The organism is Pseudomonas sp. SJZ078, assembly GCF_007828255.1.
GTDB lineage: Bacteria > Pseudomonadota > Gammaproteobacteria > Pseudomonadales > Pseudomonadaceae > Aquipseudomonas.
Genome location: NZ_VIUG01000026.1, coordinates 59,580 through 84,633 on the forward strand (window position 1 = coordinate 59,580; position 25,054 = coordinate 84,633).

The following is a 25,054-nucleotide window of genomic DNA, read 5'->3' on the forward strand; positions in this document are numbered from 1 at the left end:
CACAGGGTTCAGGATCTCTGTACATATTGAATTTAAAGGCCTGCATGGTTTTATCCACAGAATGCTTGGGCTGTAAGAATAAACATAAAAACAAAGGTTTTATAAATTTCTTTCTTTTTTATTTTTTTAACCGCGAGTTCTCCACAGCTGGTTAAATTTTGTGCAAAGGGTTCTTTAGGAAAGGGGAAGTCCCTATACTTGCCGACCTGGTCCATAAAACATTCGGACCAGGCTCATAACCTATTTCCGAATTACCTGAATTAAGCAGGCACGAGGTGCGTGGTGGATTTCCCTTCCCGTTTTGAAGTGATCGTCATCGGCGGCGGTCATGCCGGTACCGAGGCAGCACTTGCATCAGCGCGCATGGGTGTAAAAACCCTGCTGTTGACGCATAACGTGGAAACCCTCGGCGCCATGAGCTGTAACCCAGCCATCGGTGGTATTGGCAAAAGCCATCTGGTCAAGGAAATCGATGCCCTCGGCGGCGCGATGGCGATGGCTACCGATAAGGGCGGTATCCAGTTTCGCGTATTGAACAGCCGCAAGGGCCCCGCGGTACGGGCCACTCGTGCCCAGGCCGACCGGGTCCTGTACAAGGCCGCTGTCCGCGAAATCCTGGAAAACCAGCCGAACCTGTGGATATTTCAACAAGCGGCTGATGACCTGATCGTCGAACAGGATCAGGTACGCGGTGTCGTGACGCAGATGGGCCTGCGTTTCTTCGCCGATTCCGTAGTGCTGACCACTGGGACATTCCTTGGCGGACTTATCCACATTGGTTTGCAGAACTTTTCCGGCGGTCGCGCGGGTGATCCGCCGTCAATCGCGCTGGCTCACCGTTTGCGCGAGTTGCCATTGCGTGTCGGGCGCTTGAAAACCGGTACGCCACCGCGTATCGACGGCCGGTCTGTGGATTTCTCGGTGATGACCGAGCAGCCTGGTGATACGCCGATCCCGGTAATGTCGTTCATGGGCAACAAGGAACAGCATCCACGGCAAGTCAGTTGCTGGATCACCCACACCAATGCCCGCACCCATGAAATCATTGCGGCGAACCTCGATCGTTCACCGATGTATTCCGCTGCCGGTGAAATTGAAGGCATTGGCCCGCGTTATTGCCCGTCGATCGAAGACAAGATCCATCGCTTTGCCGACAAGGAAAGCCACCAGGTCTTCATCGAGCCGGAAGGCCTGACCACACACGAGCTGTACCCGAACGGGATCTCCACCTCCCTGCCGTTCGATGTGCAATTGCAGATCGTGCAATCGATTCGCGGCATGGAAAACGCCCACATCGTTCGCCCCGGCTACGCCATCGAATACGACTATTTCGACCCGCGTGATCTGAAGTACAGCCTGGAAACCAAGGTCATCGGCGGCCTGTTCTTCGCCGGGCAGATCAACGGCACTACCGGTTACGAAGAGGCTGGCGCCCAAGGGTTGTTGGCCGGTGCCAACGCGGCACTGCGCGCCCAGGGCAAAGACAGCTGGTGCCCGCGCCGCGATGAGGCATACATCGGTGTGCTGGTGGACGACCTGATTACCCTGGGTACCCAGGAACCGTATCGGATGTTCACGTCCCGTGCCGAATATCGCCTGATCCTGCGTGAAGACAACGCCGATCTGCGCCTGACCGAGAAAGGTCGCGAGTTGGGGCTGGTAGATGATGTGCGTTGGGCTGCGTTCTGCAAGAAACGCGAAGGGATCGAACTGGAAGAACAGCGGCTGAAAAGCACCTGGGTACGTCCCGGTACCGAACAGGGCGACGCCATCGCGGCGAAATTCGGCACGCCGCTGACGCACGAATACAATCTGCTCAACCTGTTGAGCCGGCCGGAAATCGACTACGCCGGGCTGGTGGAAGTAACGGGCCAGGGCGCGGAAGATCCGCAGGTCGCCGAACAGGTCGAGATCAAGACCAAGTACGCAGGCTACATCGACCGCCAGCAGGACGAGATCGCCCGGCTGCGCGCCAGCGAAGACACGAAACTGCCTGTGGATATCGATTACACCGGTATTTCCGGGTTGTCGAAAGAAATCCAGAGCAAGCTCGGTGCGACCCGTCCAGAGACCCTGGGCCAGGCATCGCGCATCCCCGGCGTAACCCCAGCGGCGATTTCCCTGTTGATGATTCATTTGAAAAAACGCGGCGCGGGCCGTCAGTTGGAGCAAAGCGCTTGAGTTCGATGGTCACCTCACAACACGCCGAAGAATTATCCACAGGTGCCCGTCAACTCGGGGTCAGCCTGAGCGAAGCCCAGCATGCGCAACTGCTGGGTTACCTGGCGTTGTTGATCAAATGGAACAAGGCCTACAACCTGACCGCCGTGCGGGATCCGGATGAAATGGTCTCGAGACATCTGCTTGACAGTCTCAGCGTGATGTCTTTCATCGAAAACGGTCGCTGGCTCGATGTCGGCAGCGGCGGTGGCATGCCAGGAATACCGTTGGCGATCCTGTTTCCGGCTTCGCAAGTGACCTGCCTGGACAGCAACGGCAAGAAAACCCGCTTCCTGACCCAAGTCAAACTCGAGCTCAAGCTGGACAACCTGCAAGTTATCCACAGCCGGGTCGAAGCGTTCCAACCTGCACAGCCGTTCAACGGGATCATCTCCCGGGCCTTCAGCAGCATGGAGAACTTCAGCAACTGGACTCGCCACCTGGGCGATGTCGAAACACGCTGGCTGGCAATGAAGGGCGTCCATCCGGCCGATGAGCTGGTAGCATTGCCGTCGGATTTCCACCTCGATAGCGAACACGCCCTGGCCGTACCCGGTTGCCAAGGCCAACGCCATCTGCTGATACTGCGCCGCACGGCATGATTGGGAACACAAGCAAGAATGGCTAAGGTATTCGCGATAGCGAACCAGAAGGGTGGTGTGGGCAAGACCACCACCTGCATCAACCTCGCAGCATCCCTGGTCGCGACCAAGCGACGGGTGCTGTTGATCGACCTTGATCCACAGGGCAACGCCACCATGGGCAGTGGTGTGGATAAACATGGCCTGGAAAACTCCATCTATGACGTCCTGATCGGTGAATGCGATCTGGGCCAGGCCATGCATTTCTCCGAACACGGCGGTTATCAACTGCTGCCGGCCAACCGTGACCTGACGGCGGCCGAAGTGGTGCTGCTGGAAATGCAGATGAAGGAAAGCCGTCTGCGCAGCGCATTGGCGCCGATCCGGGAAAACTACGATTACATCCTGATCGACTGCCCGCCGTCGCTGTCGATGCTGACCCTTAACGCCCTGGTGGCCGCCGATGGGGTCATTATCCCCATGCAGTGTGAGTACTTTGCCCTGGAAGGCTTGAGCGACCTTGTGGATAACATCAAACGCATCTCCGAATTGCTGAATCCGGACCTGAAGGTCGAAGGTCTGTTGCGAACCATGTATGACCCGCGCCTGAGCCTGATGAACGACGTATCGGTGCAGCTCAAGGAGCACTTCGGCGAGCAACTCTACGACACGGTCATTCCACGTAACATCCGCTTGGCCGAAGCACCGAGCTATGGCATGCCCGCCCTGGCCTACGACAAACAATCCCGTGGTGCGCTGGCTTACCTGGCCCTGGCGGGCGAAATGGTTCGCCGCCAGCGCCGCAACCCACGCACCGCTGCCGCCCAGCCAACTTAAGGAAACCCCATGGCCATCAAGAAACGTGGTCTCGGACGTGGACTGGACGCGCTGCTCAGCGGTCCCACAGTCAGTGCGCTGGAAGAGCAGGCCGTACAGGCCGACCAGCGCGAGCTGCAACACTTGCCGCTGGATCTGATCCAGCGCGGCAAGTACCAGCCACGCCGGGACATGGACCCGCAGGCGTTGGAAGAACTGGCTCAGTCGATCAGGGCCCAGGGCGTGATGCAGCCGATCGTGGTTCGTTCGATCGGTAATGGGCGCTTCGAGATCATTGCCGGAGAACGCCGCTGGCGCGCCAGCCAGCAGGCCGGCCAGGAAACCATTCCGGCGATGGTGCGTGACGTATCGGATGAAACCGCCATCGCCATGGCGCTGATCGAGAACATCCAGCGCGAAGACCTCAACCCGATCGAGGAAGCGGTCGCGCTGCAACGTCTGCAGCAGGAATTCCAGCTGACCCAGCAACAAGTCGCCGAAGCGGTGGGCAAGTCCCGCGTCACCGTGGCCAACCTGTTGCGCTTGATTGCGTTGCCGGAAGTCATCAAGACCATGCTGTCCCATGGCGACCTGGAAATGGGTCATGCCCGGGCCTTGCTCGGATTGCCGGAAAATCAACAGGTTGAAGGGGCGCGACATGTTGTCGCACGAGGCCTGACCGTGCGCCAGACCGAGGCACTGGTTCGTCAGTGGCTGAGCGGTAAACCGGCCCCCGTCGAAGCCCCCAAACCGGACCCGGATATCGCCCGCCTGGAACAGCGCCTGGCCGAGCGGCTGGGCTCTACGGTGCAGATTCGCCACGGCAAGAAGGGCAAGGGGCAATTGGTAATCGGTTACAACTCCCTCGATGAGCTGCAAGGCGTCCTTGCGCACATTCGCTGAAACAATTGCTCTTGTAGCGCGCGATCGGAAATCACTACCCGGCAGTTGAATAGGGGCAGAACCGCCCCTATACTCTGCGCGCATTTTGTCGGCACAAATTATGCCAAGTTATTGATTTCAGGCAGCCGACCATTGGAGAGCAAAAGCGATGGAAACCCGCACGCCAAACCGCCTGCCATTCCATCGTCTGGCTGTTTTCCCGGTGTTGATGACTCAGTTGGTCGTTGTACTGATCGCCTCATTGGCGCTCTGGCAATGGAAAGGAGTCGTCGCCGGATACTCGGGTCTTTGCGGAGGCCTGATAGCCTTGCTTCCCAATATTTATTTCGCTCACAGGGCATTTCGGTTTTCCGGCGCCCGAGCAGCCCAAGCCATCGTCCGGTCTTTTTATGCCGGTGAGGCGGGGAAACTGATTTTGACGGCAGTGCTGTTTGCATTGACGTTCGCAGGTGTGAAGCCGTTGGCACCACTGGCTGTATTCGGTGTCTTCCTGTTGACCCAGATGGTCAGCTGGTTCGCTCCCCTGCTAATGAGAACAAGACTTTCGAGACCTTAGGGCGTTTGAGGCAACCATGGCAGAGACAACCGCTTCGGGCTATATCCAGCACCACTTGCAGAACCTGACCTTCGGTCAGCTACCCAACGGCGGCTGGGGCTTTGCCCACTCCGCAGCAGAAGCCAAGGAAATGGGTTTCTGGGCTTTCCACGTCGATACCCTCGGCTGGTCGGTCGCGCTGGGTCTGATCTTCGTTTTCCTTTTCCGCATGGCAGCCAAGAAGGCGACTTCGGGCCAGCCAGGTGCCTTGCAGAACTTCGTTGAAGTCCTGGTCGAGTTCGTCGACGGTAGTGTGAAGGACAGCTTCCATGGTCGCAGCCCGGTGATCGCACCGCTGGCCCTGACCATCTTCGTCTGGGTGTTCCTGATGAACGCCGTCGACCTGGTACCGGTCGACTGGATTCCTCAACTGGCCATCCTGATCTCCGGTGACCACCACATCCCGTTCCGCGCCGTGTCGACCACCGACCCGAATGCGACCCTGGGTATGGCGTTCTCGGTTTTCGCACTGATCATTTTCTATAGCATCAAGGTCAAGGGCATCGGCGGCTTCATCGGCGAACTGACCCTGCACCCGTTCGGCAGCAAGAACATCCTCGTTCAGGCCCTGCTGATCCCGGTGAACTTCCTGCTGGAATTCGTGACTCTGATCGCCAAGCCGATCTCTCTGGCTCTGCGTCTGTTCGGCAACATGTATGCCGGCGAGCTGGTGTTCATCCTGATCGCCGTGATGTTCGGCAGCGGCCTGCTCTGGCTCAGCGGCCTGGGCGTCGCACTGCAATGGGCGTGGGCTGTGTTCCACATCCTGATCATCACCCTGCAGGCGTTCATCTTCATGATGCTGACCATCGTCTACCTGTCGATGGCGCACGAAGAAAACCATTAAGGCCAGTCTCGACTAGTCTGATGTCCTTCCCGGTCAAACGGGAAGGGGGCCGAACAGGCCTTGATGAAACGATTTGTTTTACCGCTTTAAATTAAAAAAACCTAAACCATACGACGTAAAAGTCGGGAGGAAAGATGGAAACTGTAGTTGGTCTAACCGCTATCGCTGTTGCACTGTTGATCGGCCTGGGCGCACTGGGTACCGCAATTGGTTTCGGCCTGCTGGGCGGCAAGTTCCTGGAAGGCGCTGCGCGTCAGCCAGAAATGGTTCCAATGCTGCAAGTCAAAATGTTCATCGTTGCCGGTCTGCTCGACGCCGTAACCATGATCGGTGTTGGTATCGCTCTGTTCTTCACCTTTGCGAACCCGTTCGTTGGTCAGATCGCTGGCTAATTACTCGGATTTCTCGAGTAGTTTGATGTGATGGACAACGTAACTGCGAGGTGTTGGCGTGAACATTAATGCGACCCTGATTGGCCAGTCCGTTGCGTTCCTGATTTTTGTATTGTTCTGCATGAAGTTCGTATGGCCTCCGGTCATCGCGGCTCTGCACGAACGTCAAAAGAAGATCGCAGATGGTCTGGACGCTGCCAGCCGTGCAGCTCGCGACCTGGAGTTGGCCCATGAAAAAGTGGGTCAGCAACTGCGCGAAGCGAAAGCCCAGGCAGCTGAAATCATCGAGCAAGCCAAGAAACGCGGTACCCAGATTGTCGACGAAGCCCGTGAACAGGCTCGCGTCGAAGCTGACCGTGTGAAGGCTCAGGCTCAAGCCGAGATCGAACAGGAACTGAACAGTGTCAAAGACGCCCTGCGCGCCCAAGTGGGTAGCCTGGCCGTTGGCGGTGCTTCGAAGATCCTGGGTGCCACAATCGATCCAAGCGCGCACGCAGAGCTGGTTAACCAACTGGCTGCTGAAATCTAAGCGAGGGCGATCATGGCAGAACTGACCACGTTGGCCCGACCTTACGCTAAGGCGGCCTTCGAGCACGCTCAGGCCCACCAGCAACTGGCCAATTGGTCAGCCATGCTCGGCCTGGCAGCAGCGGTGTCGCAAGACGACACCATGCAGCGCGTGCTCAAGGCCCCGCGACTGACGAGCGCACAAAAGGCCGCCACGTTCATTGACGTGTGCGGCGACAAGTTCGATGCCAAGGCACAGAATTTCATCCATGTCGTTGCTGAAAACGACCGTCTCCCGCTTCTGCCGGAGATCGCCGCCCTGTTCGACCTGTACAAGGCCGAGCAAGAGAAGTCGGTAGACGTGGAAGTGACCAGTGCTTTTGCATTGAACCAAGAACAGCAAGACAAACTCGCCAAGGTTCTCAGTGCACGACTCAACCGGGAAGTGCGCCTGCAAGTCGAGGAAGACAAATCCCTTATTGGGGGCGTTGTCATCCGCGCCGGCGACCTGGTTATCGATGGCTCGATTCGCGGCAAAATCGCGAAACTTGCCGAAGCATTGAAATCTTGAGTTTGAAGGGGCAGCAGAGCAATGCAGCAACTCAATCCTTCCGAAATAAGTGAAATCATCAAGGGCCGCATCGAAAAGCTCGATGTGACCTCCCAAGCCCGTAACGAAGGCACTGTCGTCAGCGTATCTGACGGTATCGTGCGGATTCACGGTCTGGCCGACGTCATGTACGGCGAGATGATCGAGTTTCCGGGCGGCGTCTACGGTATGGCCCTCAACCTGGAGCAAGACTCCGTAGGTGCCGTTGTACTGGGCGCTTACACGACTCTGGCTGAAGGCATGAGCGCCAAGTGCACCGGCCGCATCCTCGAAGTTCCGGTTGGTAAGGAACTGCTGGGTCGCGTAGTCGATGCACTGGGTAACCCTGTTGACGGCAAAGGTCCGCTGAACAACACCGAGACCGACGCGGTCGAGAAAGTTGCTCCAGGCGTGATCTGGCGTAAGTCGGTAGACCAGCCTGTACAGACTGGCTACAAGGCTGTCGATGCCATGATCCCTGTCGGCCGTGGCCAGCGTGAGCTGATCATCGGTGACCGTCAGATCGGTAAGACCGCTCTGGCGATCGACGCGATCATCAACCAGAAAAACAGCGGCATCTTCTGCGTATACGTGGCAATCGGTCAGAAGCAATCGACCATCGCCAACGTGGTTCGCAAGCTGGAAGAGAACGGTGCACTGGCTAACACCATTATCGTTGCTGCCAGTGCGTCCGAATCGGCCGCGCTGCAGTTCCTGGCACCGTACTCCGGTTGCACCATGGGCGAATACTTCCGCGACCGCGGTGAAGACGCGCTGATCGTTTATGACGATCTGTCCAAGCAAGCAGTGGCTTACCGCCAGATTTCCCTGCTGCTGCGCCGTCCGCCAGGACGTGAAGCCTACCCAGGCGACGTGTTCTATCTCCACTCCCGTCTGCTGGAGCGCGCATCCCGCGTTTCGGAAGAGTACGTCGAGAAGTTCACCAACGGCGCCGTGACTGGCAAGACCGGTTCCCTGACCGCTCTGCCAATCATCGAAACCCAGGCTGGCGACGTTTCCGCGTTCGTTCCGACCAACGTGATTTCCATCACCGACGGTCAGATCTTCCTGGAATCGGCCATGTTCAACTCGGGCATCCGTCCTGCTGTGAACGCCGGTGTTTCGGTATCCCGTGTAGGTGGTGCCGCTCAGACCAAGATCATCAAGAAGCTGTCCGGTGGTATCCGTACCGCCCTGGCCCAGTACCGTGAACTGGCGGCATTCGCCCAGTTCGCTTCTGACCTGGACGAAGCGACCCGTAAGCAACTTGAGCATGGTCAGCGCGTTACCGAGCTGATGAAGCAGAAGCAATACGCACCGATGTCGATCGCTGACATGGCGCTGTCGCTGTATGCCGCTGAGCGTGGGTTCCTGACTGACATTGAAATCGCCAAGATCGGCAGCTTCGAACAAGCGCTGATTGCTTTCTTCAACCGCGATCACGCCGATTTGATGGCCAAGATCAACGTGAAGGGTGACTTCAATGACGAAATCGACGCTGGCCTCAAAGCCGGTATCGAGAAGTTCAAGGCCACCCAAACCTGGTAAGCCGCAGCGGGAGCCGCAAGGCTCCCGCTTGCTAACCTGATAGGTGTTACATGGCAGGCGCAAAAGAGATTCGCAGTAAGATTGCGAGCATCAAAAGCACGCAAAAGATTACCAGCGCCATGGAAAAAGTGGCGGTCAGCAAAATGCGCAAGGCACAAATGCGCATGGCTGCTAGCCGTCCTTATGCGGAGCGCATCCGCCAGGTGATTGGTCATCTGGCCAACGCCAACCCGGAATATCGCCACCCCTTCATGATCGACCGCGCCGTCAAGCGCGTCGGTTACGTTGTGGTGAGCAGTGACCGTGGTCTGTGCGGTGGCTTGAACACCAACCTGTTCAAGGCCCTGGTCAAGGACATGGCGGTAAACCGCGAACAAGGCGTCGAGATCGATCTGTGCGTGGTAGGTAGCAAGGGTGCGGCTTTTTTCCGTAACTTCGGCGGTAACGTCGTCGCCGCTATCAGCCACCTGGGTGAAGAACCGTCGATCAATGACCTGATCGGCAGCGTCAAGGTGATGCTGGATGCTTACCTGGAAGGCCGGATCGACCGCCTGTCCGTGGTATCCAACAAATTCATCAATACCATGACGCAACAGCCGACCGTGGAGCAGTTGATTCCATTGGTTGCAACCCCGGAACAGGAACTCAAGCACCACTGGGACTACCTCTACGAACCGGATGCCAAGGAGCTGCTCGACGGCTTGATGGTCCGCTACGTGGAGTCGCAGGTGTACCAGGCGGTGGTCGAGAACAACGCAGCTGAACAAGCCGCGCGGATGATCGCGATGAAGAACGCTACCGACAACGCCGGTGATTTGATCAGCGATTTGCAGCTGATCTACAACAAGGCGCGTCAGGCTGCGATCACCCAAGAGATCTCGGAAATCGTCGGCGGCGCTGCCGCGGTTTAACGGTTCAAATATTCAGAGGATCCAGCTATGAGTAGCGGACGTATCGTTCAAATCATCGGCGCCGTTATCGACGTGGAATTCCCACGCGACAGCGTACCGAGCATCTACGACGCCTTGAAGGTTCAAGGCGCCGAAACCACCCTCGAAGTTCAGCAGCAGCTGGGCGACGGCGTGGTTCGTACCATTGCGATGGGCTCCACCGAGGGCTTGAAGCGCGGTCTGGACGTCAACAACACTGGCGCAGCCATCTCCGTACCGGTCGGTAAAGCGACCCTGGGCCGGATCATGGACGTACTGGGCAACCCGATCGACGAAGCGGGTCCGATCGGCGAAGAAGAGCGTTGGGGCATTCACCGTCCTGCGCCGTCCTTCGCTGAGCAAGCGGGCGGCAACGACCTGCTGGAAACCGGCATCAAGGTTATCGACCTGGTTTGCCCGTTTGCCAAGGGCGGTAAAGTCGGTCTGTTCGGTGGTGCCGGTGTAGGCAAGACCGTAAACATGATGGAACTGATCCGTAACATCGCCATCGAGCACAGCGGTTATTCCGTGTTCGCCGGTGTGGGTGAGCGTACTCGTGAGGGTAACGACTTCTACCACGAGATGAAGGATTCCAACGTTCTGGACAAAGTGGCACTGGTCTATGGCCAGATGAACGAGCCGCCGGGAAACCGTCTGCGCGTAGCCCTGACCGGCCTGACCATGGCCGAGAAGTTCCGTGACGAAGGTAACGACGTTCTGCTGTTCGTCGACAACATCTACCGTTACACCCTGGCCGGTACCGAAGTATCCGCACTGCTGGGCCGTATGCCTTCGGCAGTAGGTTACCAGCCGACCCTGGCTGAAGAGATGGGCGTGCTGCAAGAGCGCATCACTTCGACCAAGCAAGGCTCGATCACCTCGATCCAGGCGGTATACGTACCAGCGGACGACTTGACCGACCCGTCGCCAGCGACCACCTTCGCCCACTTGGACGCCACCGTCGTACTGTCCCGTGACATCGCTTCCCTGGGTATCTACCCAGCGGTAGACCCACTGGACTCGACTTCCCGTCAGCTGGATCCGAACGTGATCGGCACCGAGCACTACGAGACCGCTCGTGGCGTTCAGTACGTGCTGCAGCGCTACAAAGAGCTGAAGGACATCATCGCGATCCTGGGCATGGACGAGCTGTCGGAAACCGACAAGCAGTTGGTAGCCCGTGCTCGTAAGATCCAGCGCTTCTTGTCGCAGCCGTTCTTCGTGGCTGAAGTCTTCACCGGTGCTTCGGGTAAATACGTTTCCCTGAAAGACACCATTGCTGGCTTCAAAGGCATCCTCAACGGTGACTACGACCACCTGCCAGAACAAGCGTTCTACATGGTCGGCGGCATCGAAGAAGCGATCGAGAAAGCCAAGAAACTGTAATCCCGGCGCCCGGCAACGGGCGCTAATTTAGGTTGAGGCAATCAGATGGCTATGACAGTCCATTGCGATATCGTCAGTGCGGAAGGGGAAATTTTCTCCGGTCTGGTCGAGTTTGTGGTTGCGCATGGTGAGCTGGGGGATCTTGGTATCGCTCTGGGGCACGCACCGCTGATCACCAGCTTGAAGCCAGGTCCGATTAGTCTGACCAAGCAGGGCGGGGAAAAAGAGGTGTTCTACATCTCTGGTGGTTTCCTCGAGGTTCAGCCGAACATGGTCAAGGTCCTTGCCGACACCGTGCAACGTGCTGCCGACCTGGACGAAGCCTCCGCTCAGGAAGCCGTCAAGGCTGCCGAGAAGGCCCTGCATGAAAAAGGCGCAGACTTCGACTACGGTTCTGCTGCTGCACGTCTGGCCGAGGCCGCAGCCCAGCTGCGCACCGTCCAGCAGATCCGCAAGAAGTTCGGCGGCTAAGCCGTCTGCTTTCTGTGCGATTGATTAAAAAGGGTAGCCTCGGCTACCCTTTTTTCTTTTCACGACTCTCATCATCTGGTCGCAGTCGTTGACCACCCAGGATTGGTACCAGTCATGTCTCTCGAAATCGTTATCCTCGCGGCCGGCCAAGGCACTCGCATGCGTTCGGCGCTGCCCAAGGTACTGCATCCGATCGCTGGCAACTCCATGCTCGGTCATGTTATCCACAGCGCTCGCCAACTCGATCCACAGCGCATTCACGTGGTGATCGGCCACGGTGCCGATGCCGTGCGTGAACGGCTGGCCGCCGATGACTTGAATTTTGTCCTGCAGGATAAACAACTCGGGACAGGTCACGCGGTGGCCCAGGCGGTGCCGTTCATTACCGCTGACACGGTGCTGGTTCTTTACGGTGATGTGCCGCTGATCGAAGTCGACTCCTTGCTGCGCCTGCTCAAGCATGTAGGCCCGCAGCAACTGGGCCTGTTGACCGTCGAGCTGGACGACCCTACCGGCTACGGTCGCATCGTGCGCGACGCCGACGGCCAGGTCACTGCCATCGTCGAGCAGAAGGATGCCAACGAAGCCCAACGCGCCATTACCGAGTGCAATACCGGGATCCTGACGCTGCCGGCCGGGCACCTGGGTGACTGGATGAGTCGCCTGTCGAACAACAACGCCCAAGGCGAGTACTACCTGACCGACGTCATCGCCATGGCGGTGGCAGACGGCCTGGTGGTTGCCACTGAGCAACCGCTGGATGCGATGGAAGTGCAGGGTGCCAATGACCGTCGGCAGCTGGCCGAGCTGGAACGCCACTATCAGTTGCGCGCCGCTCGCCGCCTGATGGCCCAGGGCGTAACCCTGCGTGACCCGGCCCGTTTCGATGTTCGAGGTGATGTCAGCGTCGGCCGCGACGTGGTCATCGACATCAACGTGATCCTCGAGGGCAAGGTGGTTATCGAAGACGACGTGGTCATCGGTCCGAACTGCGTGATCAAGGACAGCACCCTGCGCAAAGGCGTGGTGATCAAGGCCAACAGTCACCTGGACGGTGCGGTGATGGGTGAGGGCAGCGATGCTGGCCCGTTTGCCCGTTTGCGTCCTGGCTCCGTGCTGGAAGCCCGCGCCCATGTGGGGAACTTTGTCGAACTGAAGAACGCCCATCTGGGTGAAGGCGCCAAGGCCGGTCACCTGACCTACCTGGGTGACGCTGAAATCGGCGCCCGCACCAACATTGGTGCCGGCACCATCACCTGCAACTACGATGGCGCGAACAAGTGGAGGACGGTGCTGGGCGAGGACGTGTTCATCGGCTCCAACAACTCCCTGGTGGCGCCTGTGGATATTTCCAGCGGTGCGACCACGGCGGCTGGTTCGACCATTACGCAGAATGTGGATAACCAACAACTGGCTGTGGGGCGTGCGCGCCAGAAGAATATCGACGGCTGGAAACGTCCGGAAAAAATCAAGAAACCTTAAAGTTATCCACAGTCACCCTGTGGGAGCGGGCTTGCTCGCGAAGGCGTCGGCACATTCGAATTAGATGCAAGCTGACCCACCGCTTTCGCGAGCAAGCCCGCTCCCACATGTACTCGATCATTTCTGAATTTTTCTCCCTCGGCCTTGACGATCGCAGCACAATAGGTTTTGATTGCTTACGTTATCTTTCGAATCGAAACTTAAACCGTCATGTCGAAGCGCAACACTCCCCAACGCCGCCACAACATCCTAGCCTTGCTCCAGGACCAGGGTGAAGTGAGTGTGGACGAGCTGGCCAAGCGCTTCGAAACCTCGGAAGTTACGATTCGCAAGGACCTGGCCGCCCTGGAAACCAATGGCCTGCTATTACGTCGCTACGGTGGCGCGATACCAATGCCGCAGGAGTTGGTCGCCGATAACGCACTGACCGTCTCGAAGTACAAGCAAGCCATTGCCCGGGCTGCAGTGAAGCGGATTCGCGAACACGCACGGATCATCATCGACAGCGGCAGCACCACCGCCGCCATGATTCCCGAACTCGGCCTGCAACCGGGATTGGTGGTCATGACCAATTCGCTGCACGTTGCCAGTGCCTTGAACGAACTGGAACACGAACCGGTATTGTTGATGACTGGCGGTACCTGGGACCCGCATTCCGAATCCTTCCAGGGTCAGGTCGCCGAACAGGTCCTGCGTTCCTATGACTTCGACCAGTTGTTCATCGGTGCCGACGGCATCGATCTGGTTCGTGGCACGACCACCTTCAACGAACTGCTGGGGCTGAGCCGTGTCATGGCTGAAGTTGCCCGCGAAGTGATCGTGATGGTGGAGGCCGACAAGGTCGGCCGCAAGATCCCCAACCTGGAACTGCCGTGGAGCAGCGTCCATACCCTCATTACCGATGATCGCCTGCCCGTGGAGGCCCGCGATCAGATTCAGGCGCGTGGCATCCAGGTGATCTGCGCATCTGTCAGCCAGGAGAAATAACATGTGTGGAATTGTCGGCGCCGTTGCTGAACGCAACATCACAGCCATCCTGCTCGAAGGCCTCAAGCGCCTGGAATACCGTGGCTATGACAGCGCGGGTGTGGCGGTGCTCACCCACGACGGGCAGCTTGCACGCATGCGTCGGCCGGGCAAGGTCAGTGAGTTGGAACAGGCACTGGAAGCCGAGCCGCTGATCGGTCGCCTGGGCATTGCCCACACCCGTTGGGCCACCCACGGTGCGCCGTGCGAGCGCAATGCCCACCCGCATTTCTCCGGCGACCTGGCGGTGGTGCACAACGGCATCATCGAGAATCACGAAGCCCTGCGCGAGCAGCTCAAGGCCTCGGGCTACGTCTTCACCTCGGACACCGACACTGAGGTCATCGCCCATCTGCTCAATCACAAGCTCAAGGAGCTGATAGACCTGACGCTGGCCCTCAAAGCGACCGTCAAGGAGCTCCACGGTGCCTATGGCCTGGCGGTGATCAGTGCGAAACAACCGGATCGCCTGGTGGCGGCCCGCAGTGGCAGCCCGCTGGTGATCGGCCTGGGTCTTGGGGAGAACTTCCTCGCGTCGGACCAGTTGGCGCTACGTCAGGTCACCGACCGTTTCATGTACCTGGAAGAAGGCGACATCGCTGAAATTCGCCGCGACAGCGTGCAGATCTGGGATCTTGATGGCAAAGCGGTAGAGCGCGAGACGGTGCAGTACCAGGACGGTGCCGAAGCCGCCGACAAAGGCGAGTTCCGTCACTTCATGCTCAAAGAAATCCACGAACAACCGGCTGTGGTGCAACGTACCCTGGAAGGCCGCATGAGCCAGAACCAGGTATTGGTCCAGGCCTTCGGCCCACAGGCCGCCGAATTGTTTGCCAAGGTGCGCAATGTGCAGATCGTCGCCTGCGGCACCAGTTATCACGCCGGCATGGTCGCCCGTTACTGGCTGGAGGAATTGGCTGGTATCCCGTGCCAGGTGGAAGTTGCCAGTGAGTTCCGTTACCGCAAGGTGGTGGTGCAACCGGATACGCTGTTCGTCACGATCTCCCAGTCCGGTGAAACCGCCGACACCCTGGCGGCCCTGCGCAATGCCAAGGCCCTGGGTTTCCTTGCCAGCCTGGCGATCTGCAACGTCGGCATCAGCTCGCTGGTGCGCGAATCCGACCTGACCCTGTTGACCCAGGCCGGCCGTGAAATCGGCGTGGCTTCGACCAAGGCCTTCACCACCCAGTTGGTCGCCCTGTTGTTGTTGACCTTGTCGTTGGGCCAGGTGCGTGGGACTTTGGCCGAGGGCGTAGAGGCGAAACTGGTGGAAGAACTGCGTCGTCTGCCGGCTCGTTTGGGTGAAGCCCTGGCGATGGATAGCACTGTGGAAAAAATCGCCGAACTGTTCGCCGAGAAGAACCACACGCTGTTCTTGGGCCGTGGCGCGCAATTCCCGGTGGCGATGGAAGGCGCCCTGAAGCTTAAGGAAATCTCCTACATCCACGCCGAAGCCTACCCGGCCGGCGAACTCAAGCACGGCCCGCTGGCCCTGGTGGACAACGACATGCCGGTGGTCACCGTGGCGCCGAACAACGAGCTGTTGGAAAAGCTCAAGTCCAACCTCCAGGAAGTGCGCGCCCGTGGCGGCCAGTTGATCGTCTTCGCCGACGAAAAGGCCGGCATGACCAATGGCGAAGGGAATCACGTGGTGCACATGCCGCACATCCATGACAGCCTGGCGCCGATTCTCTACACCATTCCACTGCAGTTGCTGTCGTACTACGTGGCTGTGCTCAAGGGTACTGACGTGGACCAGCCGCGGAACCTGGCGAAGTCTGTGACGGTGGAGTAAAGAGTGCAGCTGTCGAACAGGACTGGCTTCACGGAATAAAGATTGACACAAAATAATAAAGTCTGACACAAGCTATTATAGTTTGACACTAACCGTAAGCCCCTGTATCTACAGGGGTTTTCTGTTTCTATGCTAGGCCGTTTGTCAGGAGCCGCTGCCTCAATTTTCAGCAGGAGTATTCTGGAAAGCCCTACGACATGGCAGCTTGTGAGCTCATGTTTTCCTATAACTACTCTCTTGCCGAACGAGGGGAGCGGTCCGGACGGACTTAGGAGGGCGGGTGCGAGGTCGTAGGTTTGCTTCAAATCAGGATATCGAACGGCACATCGCCAATGGGTTTGGAGCTGGCGCCGGAGCTGAGTATGTGCCTTGGTTACGTGTTCAGGATGTCCCTTCGATGGGGCGTTCCTGGAAAATCCAAGGTGTTAAGATTGATCGAATTCATCACCTCTTATCCGACCTTGAACGAGCGTACTTTTTACTCTGTGAGTTTTCAGAGGACGTCGTAGATATCCGCGAGCAGTATCCCCTACTGCCGGTGGAGAGCACCCAGGCGATCGCCAGGGCTATCGGTGTACGGTATCCAAAATACAAAACGACCTCTGTTCCTATGGTAATGACCACTGACTTTTTGCTGTCTGTAAAGCAGCCAAATGGAGACGTAAAGTCCGTTGCCAGGACGATCAAATACGCGAAAGACCTTCAAGGAAAAGGCTGTGCTCGCACGTTAGAAAAACTCGAAGTCGAGAGACGGTTCTGGGTGAGCCAAGGTGTAGACTGGAGCATCGTAACGGAGGAGTTGTTTACGCCCGATTTGATCCTGAATCTCGTATTTCTTCGCAAATTTGCCAAATTGCCTCGTGCCTTGATGGATGTCCCGCTGCATTTGCAATTCATCGAGATACTTGAATCAATAAAGGGTTGCCCTTGGTCAACGTCGGAGAGCTTGCGGAAGATTGGACACCGATTATCCATACCGTATACCGATGCTCGCGACATTTTCTTTAATTTGATCTGGCGGAAAACTATTAGGATTGACTTAAGTGGTGCGCCGTTACAGCTCAAGTCACCTTTGCCAGACTTCAGTGTTGTTTATCCCACTGAAATATCCACACTGAGCGAGAAGTCGTCATGAAAATTTCAGTTAATGACGTCTTTGAGCCTGTCACGGAACTCTCCTTGCTCTCTACTATGGCGAGAGCAATTCACCTCGACGAGAAGCACGACGCACTGATTGTTATGGATCTAACGGATCCTCCCAGGAAGCCGTATTCGATTGGTCTTGAGGAATTCAGGGTGTCATTGGTATCAGGCGATACAAAGCCTGTGGTGATGGCAGTGCCAGAATTTCTACTGGTTTTGGAAGAAGATCTCGACGAGCGCGCGAGGCGTGATAGAGACCAAAAATGGGCTCTGATTGCGCCACTTTTGGACCCGGCCTATCCAGGGCGAATATTTGTTCATGGCGAGATGGGCCGATTGGTAAGTGATCGCGCCGCTGAGGCGGGTGTGCAGCGTAAAACGCTATATCGTTTGTTGTATCGATACTGGTTTTACGGGCAAGTAAGAAATGCGCTTCTTAACAACTATTCTGCTGTAGGTGTTGGGAGTCGTAATTACTCCGTTGATAAGCCGCCGGGACGAAAACCAAGGTTTCAAGGGTTGTTAGTGTCGCCTGCCAAATTACTAAGCGATATCGACAAGAAGTGTATCCGGGTTTGTTACGCGCTTTACGTAAAGAACAAGAAGTCGACGATTGATAGCGCGTACAACAAAATGCTCAATAAATATTATTCGGAGAAGCGGCTTTCTAAAAATCCCGAAAACGAGGTCGTATTGCTTCCTCAATCTGAAATTCCAACGTTTAACCAGTTTAATTACTGGGGAAAGCAGTTCTTTGATGATACCGAGACTGATCGTGGACGCATGGGGTTGACGAAGTGGCTGAAGGATTGCCGTCCATTATCCGGTACCGTCCGCGACTGGCTTAGAGGCCCTTGTCATCAATTCGAGATCGACGCGACCATCGCTGACATTTACTTGGTCAACAGCTACTCCCGACGAATGCTTATCGGTCGCCCCGTGGTGTACATCGTAGTCGACAGTTTCTCAGGGATGATCGTTGGCCTTTATGTAGGCCTTGAGGGGCCTAGCTGGAACGGAGCTCGACAGGCGCTGTTCAACGCGTTCACCTCCAAGGTTGAGTTCTGCGCGCAAAACGGTGTTGATATCACTCCTGAGGATTGGGACTGTCGTCATCTGCCACATCAAATCTACGCCGATAGAGGTGAAATGTTGGGGGCTGCTGCTGAGGGGCTCGCGTCTGGCCTGGGTATCGATATGGGGACAGCCCCGCCATACCGACCGGATTGGAAACCGATGGTCGAGAGCCGCTTCGGCATCCTGAACGACTTAACCGGTATTAGGTGGCTCCCCGGCGGAGTAGCAGCCCGAGAGAAGGAACGCGGTGAGCGTGATTATCGGCTCGACGCGACGCTGAATTTGAAGGAGTTCACCCAAGTCCTCATCGAGTGCATTCTTCACTACAACCGTTTCCACCGACAGCCGGATCGTCTTACCCAGGCGATGATGAACGATGGCGTGGAGCCCACTCCGATGGGGATCTGGAGGTGGGCGTTAGAGAACGACCTTATCCAGCCTAACAAGCGACCTGACGAGCTGATTTATCTCAATCTGCTGCCTCGGGAAAGGGCCACCGTCCAAAAAGGTGGCGTGTTGTTTCGCGGCATGCATTATCTCTGCGAGATGGCTATCGAAAAAAACTGGTTCGCAAAAGCGCGTCGCAATGGCGTCTGGGCGATTGATTGCTGGTTTGATCCGAACTCTGCGGCGCACATCTGGATCCAGGACGAGAACAAGGAGTTCCTGCGTTGCGACCTGCGGAGGTCGGATGCGAAGTATGCGGATTATCGCTCGGACGAGATCTACGACCTCCTGGAGGCCTACAGGCAAGTGCCACCAGCTCACAGACGAGCTGAACGGGAAAGCCAAGTTGGCCTGGTCGATAAAGTTGAGCAAATTGTCGGCAATGCAATGGCCGAGAAAAAGCTTGAACCCGCAGCCGGCTCTAAGGCTGAAGCAGTGGCGAATATCCGCGAGAATCGTACGGAAGAGCGGTTATTGGAGAGAGAGCAGGCGACTGTACCTGACGGTATACGTGCGGATCCCGTTCAACCTGATGCTCAGAGCCCTTCCATTGTCAGAGAGTCGTACGCTGGGCCGCGCACCGCGCAGGTTATCGATTTACTCAAAAGAGTTCGCCCGGGGCAGCCCAAATGAGAGGTGCTAAAGCTCTTGCGAGCTATACGAAGCAGGCCATCACTGAGTACGCGGGAAACCCTCTGATCGAAGCGCTGCCACCAATTCTTGACGAAGCGGCGGCTGCCGAGCTGATATCAAATTTTCCCCAGCCGGTAGCACCTGAGGAGCTAGAGCTCGACGGGGCAATGCGGATTCACTGTATTGATCGCTTGAGGACGGTTGTGCAGCCGTTTCTGCTGCACCTAGAGCTAGAGTCCCTGTTATCTCTGCTGATCCGTCGTGGATATGTTGGCCGTAATCCAACTAGCGCCTCCACAGTCAGGCACCTGCATTCTTTGTCAGGGGCTCAGCGCTATCACGATGCTTTCAAATCAACAGCTGACACTTTCAGCGTTGTGGGACTGAGTGGTATTGGGAAGTCCACCGCACTGCATGCCATTTTAAGCTTGTACCCTCAGACGATCCGACATGAGCGTTATGAGGGTCAGCAATTCGTCCACACCCAGATCACCTGGCTCAAGCTTGATTGTCCACGAGATGGCTCGTTGGCTGGATTTTGTCAGCAGTTCTTCCACGCGGTTGGCCAGGCACTCGGCGATCAGGACTACCACAAGCGCCACCGGCATCGAAATATCAACGATGCGCTTCAGCAGATGGAACAGGTAGCCAGCACGTTTTTTATCGGCGCCTTGCTCATTGATGAGCTGCAGAACCTTCACCTGGCCAAGACCGGGGGTAAGGAAAGCATGCTGAATTTCTTCCTTCACCTGGTGAACAATATCGGTATCCCGGTCGTGTTCATCGGGACGAATTCGATGGTCAGTCTGTTCTCGGACGTAATGCGTGTCGCCAGGCGCAGTTGCGGTGGGGGGATGATCGAGTTCAAGCGCTTCGAGAAGGAGGATGACGAGTGGCGTTTTCTAGTCGAGAACCTTTGGAGCTATCAGTGGTGCAAGCAGGCCGCTGAACTGACTCCTGAGATTTTTGACGCGCTGTACGAGCACACCCAGGGTGTGACTGACTTCCTAGTTAAGTTATTGGTGCTGAGCCAGCGCTATGCAATTCAGAGTGGCTCCGAGTGTCTGACTGCCGAGACGATCGTCAAAGTAAGCAATTCCAAGATGCAAATACTCAGGCCAGCGCTATCGGCTCTGCGTAGTCGCGACCCTAGTCGCATGCGCAAGTTCGACGACCTGCTTCCCATAGAGGAGCAGTTGATGGAAATGATGGCGTTCAACGGACTTGGGCGAGCAGACCGTCTCGCTTTGCTTCGAGGCATAACTCCAGCTGCACGGGCAAATACTGCGTTACCGGAAGCTACTGTGAGCAAACCTAATGCGCCTTCAGCAGTTGCCGTGGAGGCTTCTGAAGCGAAGGTGTTCAGCGAGCATCCCGACACCCTTGCAGAACTGAAGTCAGCTGGCTGGATAACCAGGGATCTCTTCGAGTTCTCGCCGGCCTACCGCCGACCATGATTCGAGGGTCGTGTAATGGAGCTGAAATTCCATTTCTTCCCTGCTGCGTTCCCCGACGAGACGCTTCACAGTGTCCTATCCCGCTATGCCCGGCTTTGTGGCGGGCATAGCCGAAAAGCCGCTTTCGCTGGCGATAGGGCTGCAATCTCATACACACAGAACGTAGCGTTTCCCTGTCGATTGGGTGACTTAGCCGAGTCACTTCCACCTGCCACGGATCTCTCGGTATCCAAAATAATTACATGCCATACCGTTCTGCCCTATTACGCGCCCTTTCTCACCGACGATCAGGTGCAGCATGCTCGTACCTCAATGGCCGGGGCCGGCAAGTGGCTGATGCTGAAATTAGGAGTCAACGCCAGTCGGATCGAGGTCGCTTCGAGAGTACGATTCTGTCCTGCTTGCCTCAATGAGGATATCGTTCGGGTTGGCGCAGCGTACTGGCACCGTGTTCACCAGCTTCCCGGTGTATTGGTATGTCCCCACCACGGCCATTCGCTCAAGATGGTGGATCCCAGTTGGTATAGCCGCAACTCATGGCAGCTCCACCTGCCTGACGAAGACGATGTACAAGCTCATTCATATCAGGTCGATGCTGATCTGGAGGCTTATCCAGCGCTGCGTCAAATAGCGCTCCGATCAATGCAATTGCTTGCGCTAGACCTCAAACCTCTTTCACCCACTGCAGTGCGCTCTTGCTTTGTTCAAAGAGCTGTAGAGTTAGGCCTGACCCATGGCGCATCGCACCGGCTGGATCTATGCCGTTTGGCCGCACATATGGCCGGCGTTTTCAACGCTCTGCCTGCAGCTTGGGAATACTCGATTCTAGGAGAGTCACCCGCAGATCTACCCGCGACTTGGGTCACCAAGCTGCTACGGAGGCCAAGGCATACGCACCACCCACTCAAATACATTGTGCTGGCCACCGCCCTTGGGGTTGATCTGGCTCATCTCCAGTGCAGCGACAAACCATCAACGCCAGCTGTTAAGCGATCATCGCCAACTGGTGTCGGCTACCCAAAAACGAAACTTTCTAAGGCCCTGCTAGAGGGGCTAGAAGGCTTACCTGCTGCTGTTTGGGAACTAGCACTTGCAGGGTGCGAGGCTCGGCAGATCGCCTCTGCGCTTGGAGTCTCCCAAGTGTATGTGTATCGAACCATTCGTACCGTCGATGGCGGCTCGCAGGTCTGGAAAGACGCAAGATTTCAAAGCGAGCGCCACAGGCGCCGAGCTACTTTCGAGGTTGAATATCGGGGCCTGCAAGCTCACCAATGCAAAGATTACATGTGGCTGTATCGCCATGATCGAAACTGGCTCTCAGGCTGCATCGCCAAACATGCAGGTACTCATACAAGCCGCGCTGATAACACCGATACATTCGCTACTCTCGACGCGAATCTTGCTGATCAGATCAGGTGCTGTGTGCAGCGCCTTCGAGCAGGATCGGGAAAGCCTATTTTGATCTCGCGCGCTAGGATAGGGCGAGAGCTGCATGTCCTTTCACGCCTTGAGAAACAACTCTCCAAGCTACCCCTTTGCGCCAGAGCACTGGAGCAGACGTGCGAGTCTATTGAGGAGTTTCACGCTCGTCGCCTGCAGTGGGCCAAGGAGAAGCTGGCAGACGAGCAGCGAAGCGTAACCCGGTCAGCGTTGTATCGGACTGCTTGCATCAGACCGTAGTCACGTGCACCACTGTGCGGCACTGTTCCACTTTTCTTCGTACATATTTTTAAGAAAGTGTGAGCCTTCGTAAGACCCTCATTAGGGTGTGGCCCGTGATATGGCTGGTGCAAACCTGATTTATATTAGTTAACTGCTTTTCGCAAAAATGTGTGAGAGTGCAAAATCGGTGTGGCACCCGTCCGCCATATTTTCGTGTGCTTTTAATATCCTTCCTCTGTAAAACTATATGTTATGTGTTAAAAATACGCCGCATCGTAGAATGCGTGTACTTCCAGGCCTTATCTCGCTAGTTAATTATCGATGTCTGATCTGCTATTTTTCCCCATGTCCATGCCGGACGAGATGTTGCATTCTCGTATCACGCGCTACCACTTCCTGTCAGGTAACAGGACTGCAGCTGAAACCTTCCAAGACCTATTTGGCTCGGCACCCTTCAGCGTAGGGCTTCTGCCAAAGCAGATTGAAGTGCTTGCTGCCAGACTACCTGGAGATCCAGAAAGCAATCTCGACGAGCTGATCTGTACCAATACGCTGTTTCCAGCGTACAGGCCCTTTCTAGGGGTTAGCCAAGGGGCGGAGAATGCCCCAGCAGGCTCCAGTTTATTTGGGGTTGCTCGTATTCCCCGCCGAGAGGGTGCGGTCCACGGGAAGGCTAAGCTCTGCTCCACCTGTGTGCAGCAGGATCTGCTTGAAACGGGATACGCATACTGGCATCGCTCACACCATTTGCCAGGTGTGTCCGTCTGCTGGCGCCATGGTGAGCCGCTGATGCACGCGTGCCCCAAATGCTCTCACCCGTTCTTCCGTAAGCTTAGGCTGCTTCCAAATCCGACTGATCCGTGTGTATGCGGCTGGAGCGCTCTCGATCCTTCGACAGTTAAGCAGGGCACTGTGCTGGAAAAGAATTTTGCGCAGTTCGCCTACGAAGTACTGCAGCGTAAGTTTCCGCTAATGAGTTGTGAAACGTTAGGCGCAAGTTATGTACGACAATGCAGAAAGCGAGGTTTCGTACACGGAAACCTTGTCGGTACTGCGAAGCTATTTGACAGTATCCGCACGAAATATGGAGATGAAGCCCTGTCTCGAATGGACAAAGCTTATGAAGCAGGTAAACACGATCAATGGATACGGTTTAGATTTTACAATGGCCAGATGGATATGCCCCTCGCCCGGCATATGATTATTGCGCAGCATTTATTTGGGAGCGCGGATGACTTTGAGGCCGCCTTGCAGAAAGAACTCATTCTTCGGCACGCGGCAAGTGCAAAATTACGTTTAAAGTTGGAAAAGCCTCAGCTTGGTAGGAAGGCGCAGCATCGTCAGAAAATAAACACGATCTTGGCTGTACGAGCGAATGTCGATTTGGGGTATCTCTGGGATAACGCTTACCAAGCCACCCGCTGGCTTACGGAGCACGACAACGCATGGTTGATGGAAAAGCTCAGTATGCCAAAGCACGTACCTGAAGTAGTCGAGGAGGTTAGCGATCCCCGAGATAGCGCGTTTGCTGCCGTTCTTCTAGCGGGTGCTGAGGATCTTTATCGAATTTCCAAAGGACAGAAGCGGGTTAATCTCAGTAATCTGCAGAAACTCCTACCCGTGCGTTTACCTCCCTGCCCAAAATTACGTAAACGTAGATTCCCCTTGGCTTCTCATCAGGCTGAACTCCTCATGGAGTCTGTTTGGCACTTTCGATTGAGAAGGCTAATTTGTGCCCTTGCCGATATGAAGAGGCTAAACCTTCCGATGAACACTGGGAGCCTGGGTCTGGTTTCCAGCGTGTCAAACACTATTTTTCAAACCCTCGTCAGTTTTTTTGAGTGGGACTTGGAGGCGTTTTTAAGAAACGGCGTGGACTCAGAAAACCTGCTTAAGTCCACTGGTGTGCCAAGGGATTGGCAGGGACCTCCTGGCTTCAACCGGGTTTTGGGGGGCACTGCATACTACCGGAATAAGGCTGTAGCTGAGCAACTGGAAAAAAGCAGCAGTGAGTGAGGTGCCTGTGGTGCTGCCCCTGGTTTGGATGAAAGTGACATGCACTATTATCCATCCGCTCGGCACGCTGTCGAATGGCCGGTATTCGGCTGCCGCACACCCGTGAGGTTGAATAGGTTTGCCAGCCCCCGAAGGTGCACCATTAGCACAAGGAATTTTCCGGCTTCGCAATGAAGAGGCTAGGACGCTCTAGAATCGGCTTTATAGGCTTTTATAGTCAATTATAGAGTGATTATAGAATCCGTCCTGGGCGCCTGATTTACGCTGCCCGCTTCCGGCCAGAAGCGGGCGCTTGCAAAAGGCAGTGTCGAACTCAAGCTGATGATCGCGATGCTGGGCTGACGACAAAATGAGTGCCCCCAGCTTGGCAAAATCGGTCGGGACGGCATGGGCTAGGGGCAGAAGATGCCTTGTGGTCGATGAGCCCTGGCTAACAACACAGCCCAATATTGCCGCCAGTGACCTAGAAAGCAGCGTGCAAACGTCGACGCCGCCGATATTCGATAGATAAGCCGTTGGACTCAAAGTGGTT

General features: G+C 56.3%; 21 protein-coding genes. All 21 read left to right on the forward strand.

What is annotated here, in order from left to right; genetic code table 11:
* The first annotated feature begins 282 nt into the window (after window positions 1-282).
* The 21 genes from mnmG to FBY02_RS20765 all read left to right on the forward strand — a co-directional run bounded on the left by mnmG (window position 283) and on the right by FBY02_RS20765 (window position 24,522).
* Window positions 283-2,181: a tRNA uridine-5-carboxymethylaminomethyl(34) synthesis enzyme MnmG gene (mnmG, locus tag FBY02_RS20665; protein ID WP_144930038.1), complete on the forward strand. Its 1,899-nt coding sequence runs from the start codon at window positions 283-285 to the stop codon at window positions 2,179-2,181.
* Between the two features lie 5 nt (window positions 2,182-2,186).
* Window positions 2,187-2,822 (forward strand): 16S rRNA (guanine(527)-N(7))-methyltransferase RsmG, encoded by a 636-nt coding sequence (gene rsmG / locus FBY02_RS20670; protein WP_178111922.1) that lies wholly within the window; start codon window positions 2,187-2,189, stop codon window positions 2,820-2,822.
* An 18-nt stretch (window positions 2,823-2,840) separates the two neighbouring features.
* Window positions 2,841-3,638 carry a ParA family protein gene (locus tag FBY02_RS20675; RefSeq protein ID WP_024777783.1) on the forward strand — a complete coding sequence of 266 codons (798 nt, stop codon included), beginning with the start codon at window positions 2,841-2,843 and terminating at the stop codon, window positions 3,636-3,638.
* Window positions 3,639-3,647: 9 nt separating this feature from the next.
* The gene (locus FBY02_RS20680; RefSeq protein ID WP_144930040.1) at window positions 3,648-4,520 is read left to right on the forward strand and encodes a ParB/RepB/Spo0J family partition protein; all 873 of its coding nucleotides are present in this window, start codon (window positions 3,648-3,650) and stop codon (window positions 4,518-4,520) included.
* A 148-nt stretch (window positions 4,521-4,668) separates the two neighbouring features.
* Entirely contained in the window at window positions 4,669-5,076 is a 408-nt protein-coding gene (locus FBY02_RS20685; RefSeq protein ID WP_041023020.1) for a F0F1 ATP synthase subunit I, read from the forward strand.
* Window positions 5,077-5,092: 16 nt separating this feature from the next.
* Window positions 5,093-5,962 (forward strand): F0F1 ATP synthase subunit A, encoded by an 870-nt coding sequence (gene atpB, locus FBY02_RS20690; protein WP_047703951.1) that lies wholly within the window; start codon window positions 5,093-5,095, stop codon window positions 5,960-5,962.
* A gap of 134 nt (window positions 5,963-6,096) precedes the next feature.
* Window positions 6,097-6,354 (forward strand): F0F1 ATP synthase subunit C, encoded by a 258-nt coding sequence (atpE, locus tag FBY02_RS20695; RefSeq protein WP_003097235.1) that lies wholly within the window; start codon window positions 6,097-6,099, stop codon window positions 6,352-6,354.
* A gap of 58 nt (window positions 6,355-6,412) precedes the next feature.
* The gene (locus tag FBY02_RS20700; RefSeq protein WP_144930041.1) at window positions 6,413-6,883 is read left to right on the forward strand and encodes a F0F1 ATP synthase subunit B; all 471 of its coding nucleotides are present in this window, start codon (window positions 6,413-6,415) and stop codon (window positions 6,881-6,883) included.
* Window positions 6,884-6,895: 12 nt separating this feature from the next.
* Window positions 6,896-7,432, forward strand: coding sequence for a F0F1 ATP synthase subunit delta (locus FBY02_RS20705; protein ID WP_144930042.1), 537 nt, complete (start codon window positions 6,896-6,898; stop codon window positions 7,430-7,432).
* 21 nt (window positions 7,433-7,453) lie between these two features.
* A complete protein-coding gene (gene atpA, locus FBY02_RS20710; RefSeq protein WP_024777788.1) occupies window positions 7,454-8,998 on the forward strand; it encodes a F0F1 ATP synthase subunit alpha in 1,545 nt (514 codons plus the stop codon).
* 50 nt (window positions 8,999-9,048) lie between these two features.
* A complete protein-coding gene (atpG, locus tag FBY02_RS20715) occupies window positions 9,049-9,909 on the forward strand; it encodes a F0F1 ATP synthase subunit gamma (protein ID WP_030139034.1) in 861 nt (286 codons plus the stop codon).
* Window positions 9,910-9,936: 27 nt separating this feature from the next.
* A complete protein-coding gene (gene atpD / locus FBY02_RS20720) occupies window positions 9,937-11,313 on the forward strand; it encodes a F0F1 ATP synthase subunit beta (RefSeq protein WP_042727805.1) in 1,377 nt (458 codons plus the stop codon).
* Between the two features lie 45 nt (window positions 11,314-11,358).
* Window positions 11,359-11,784, forward strand: coding sequence for a F0F1 ATP synthase subunit epsilon (locus tag FBY02_RS20725; protein WP_024777790.1), 426 nt, complete (start codon window positions 11,359-11,361; stop codon window positions 11,782-11,784).
* Window positions 11,785-11,898: 114 nt separating this feature from the next.
* On the forward strand, window positions 11,899-13,266 hold the full coding sequence (glmU, locus tag FBY02_RS20730) for a bifunctional UDP-N-acetylglucosamine diphosphorylase/glucosamine-1-phosphate N-acetyltransferase GlmU (protein ID WP_144930043.1): 1,368 nt from the start codon (window positions 11,899-11,901) through the stop codon (window positions 13,264-13,266).
* A gap of 210 nt (window positions 13,267-13,476) precedes the next feature.
* The gene (locus FBY02_RS20735) at window positions 13,477-14,253 is read left to right on the forward strand and encodes a DeoR/GlpR family DNA-binding transcription regulator (protein ID WP_144930044.1); all 777 of its coding nucleotides are present in this window, start codon (window positions 13,477-13,479) and stop codon (window positions 14,251-14,253) included.
* 1 nt (window position 14,254) lies between these two features.
* Window positions 14,255-16,087 carry a glutamine--fructose-6-phosphate transaminase (isomerizing) gene (glmS, locus tag FBY02_RS20740; RefSeq protein WP_144930045.1) on the forward strand — a complete coding sequence of 611 codons (1,833 nt, stop codon included), beginning with the start codon at window positions 14,255-14,257 and terminating at the stop codon, window positions 16,085-16,087.
* A gap of 280 nt (window positions 16,088-16,367) precedes the next feature.
* Entirely contained in the window at window positions 16,368-17,222 is an 855-nt protein-coding gene (locus FBY02_RS20745; protein WP_144930046.1) for a TnsA endonuclease N-terminal domain-containing protein, read from the forward strand.
* Window positions 17,219-19,387 (forward strand): Mu transposase C-terminal domain-containing protein, encoded by a 2,169-nt coding sequence (locus FBY02_RS20750; protein ID WP_144930047.1) that lies wholly within the window; start codon window positions 17,219-17,221, stop codon window positions 19,385-19,387. The genes FBY02_RS20745 and FBY02_RS20750 overlap by 4 nt, the downstream gene beginning before the upstream one ends.
* Window positions 19,384-20,844 (forward strand): AAA family ATPase, encoded by a 1,461-nt coding sequence (locus FBY02_RS20755; RefSeq protein WP_144930048.1) that lies wholly within the window; start codon window positions 19,384-19,386, stop codon window positions 20,842-20,844. Before FBY02_RS20750 ends, FBY02_RS20755 begins: the two co-directional genes overlap by 4 nt.
* Window positions 20,845-20,859: 15 nt before the next feature.
* Window positions 20,860-22,524, forward strand: a complete 1,665-nt coding sequence (locus FBY02_RS20760) for a TnsD family Tn7-like transposition protein (RefSeq protein ID WP_144930049.1) — start codon at window positions 20,860-20,862, stop codon at window positions 22,522-22,524.
* A gap of 303 nt (window positions 22,525-22,827) precedes the next feature.
* Entirely contained in the window at window positions 22,828-24,522 is a 1,695-nt protein-coding gene (locus tag FBY02_RS20765) for a TniQ family protein (RefSeq protein ID WP_144930050.1), read from the forward strand.
* The last annotated feature ends 532 nt before the right edge of the window (window positions 24,523-25,054 follow it).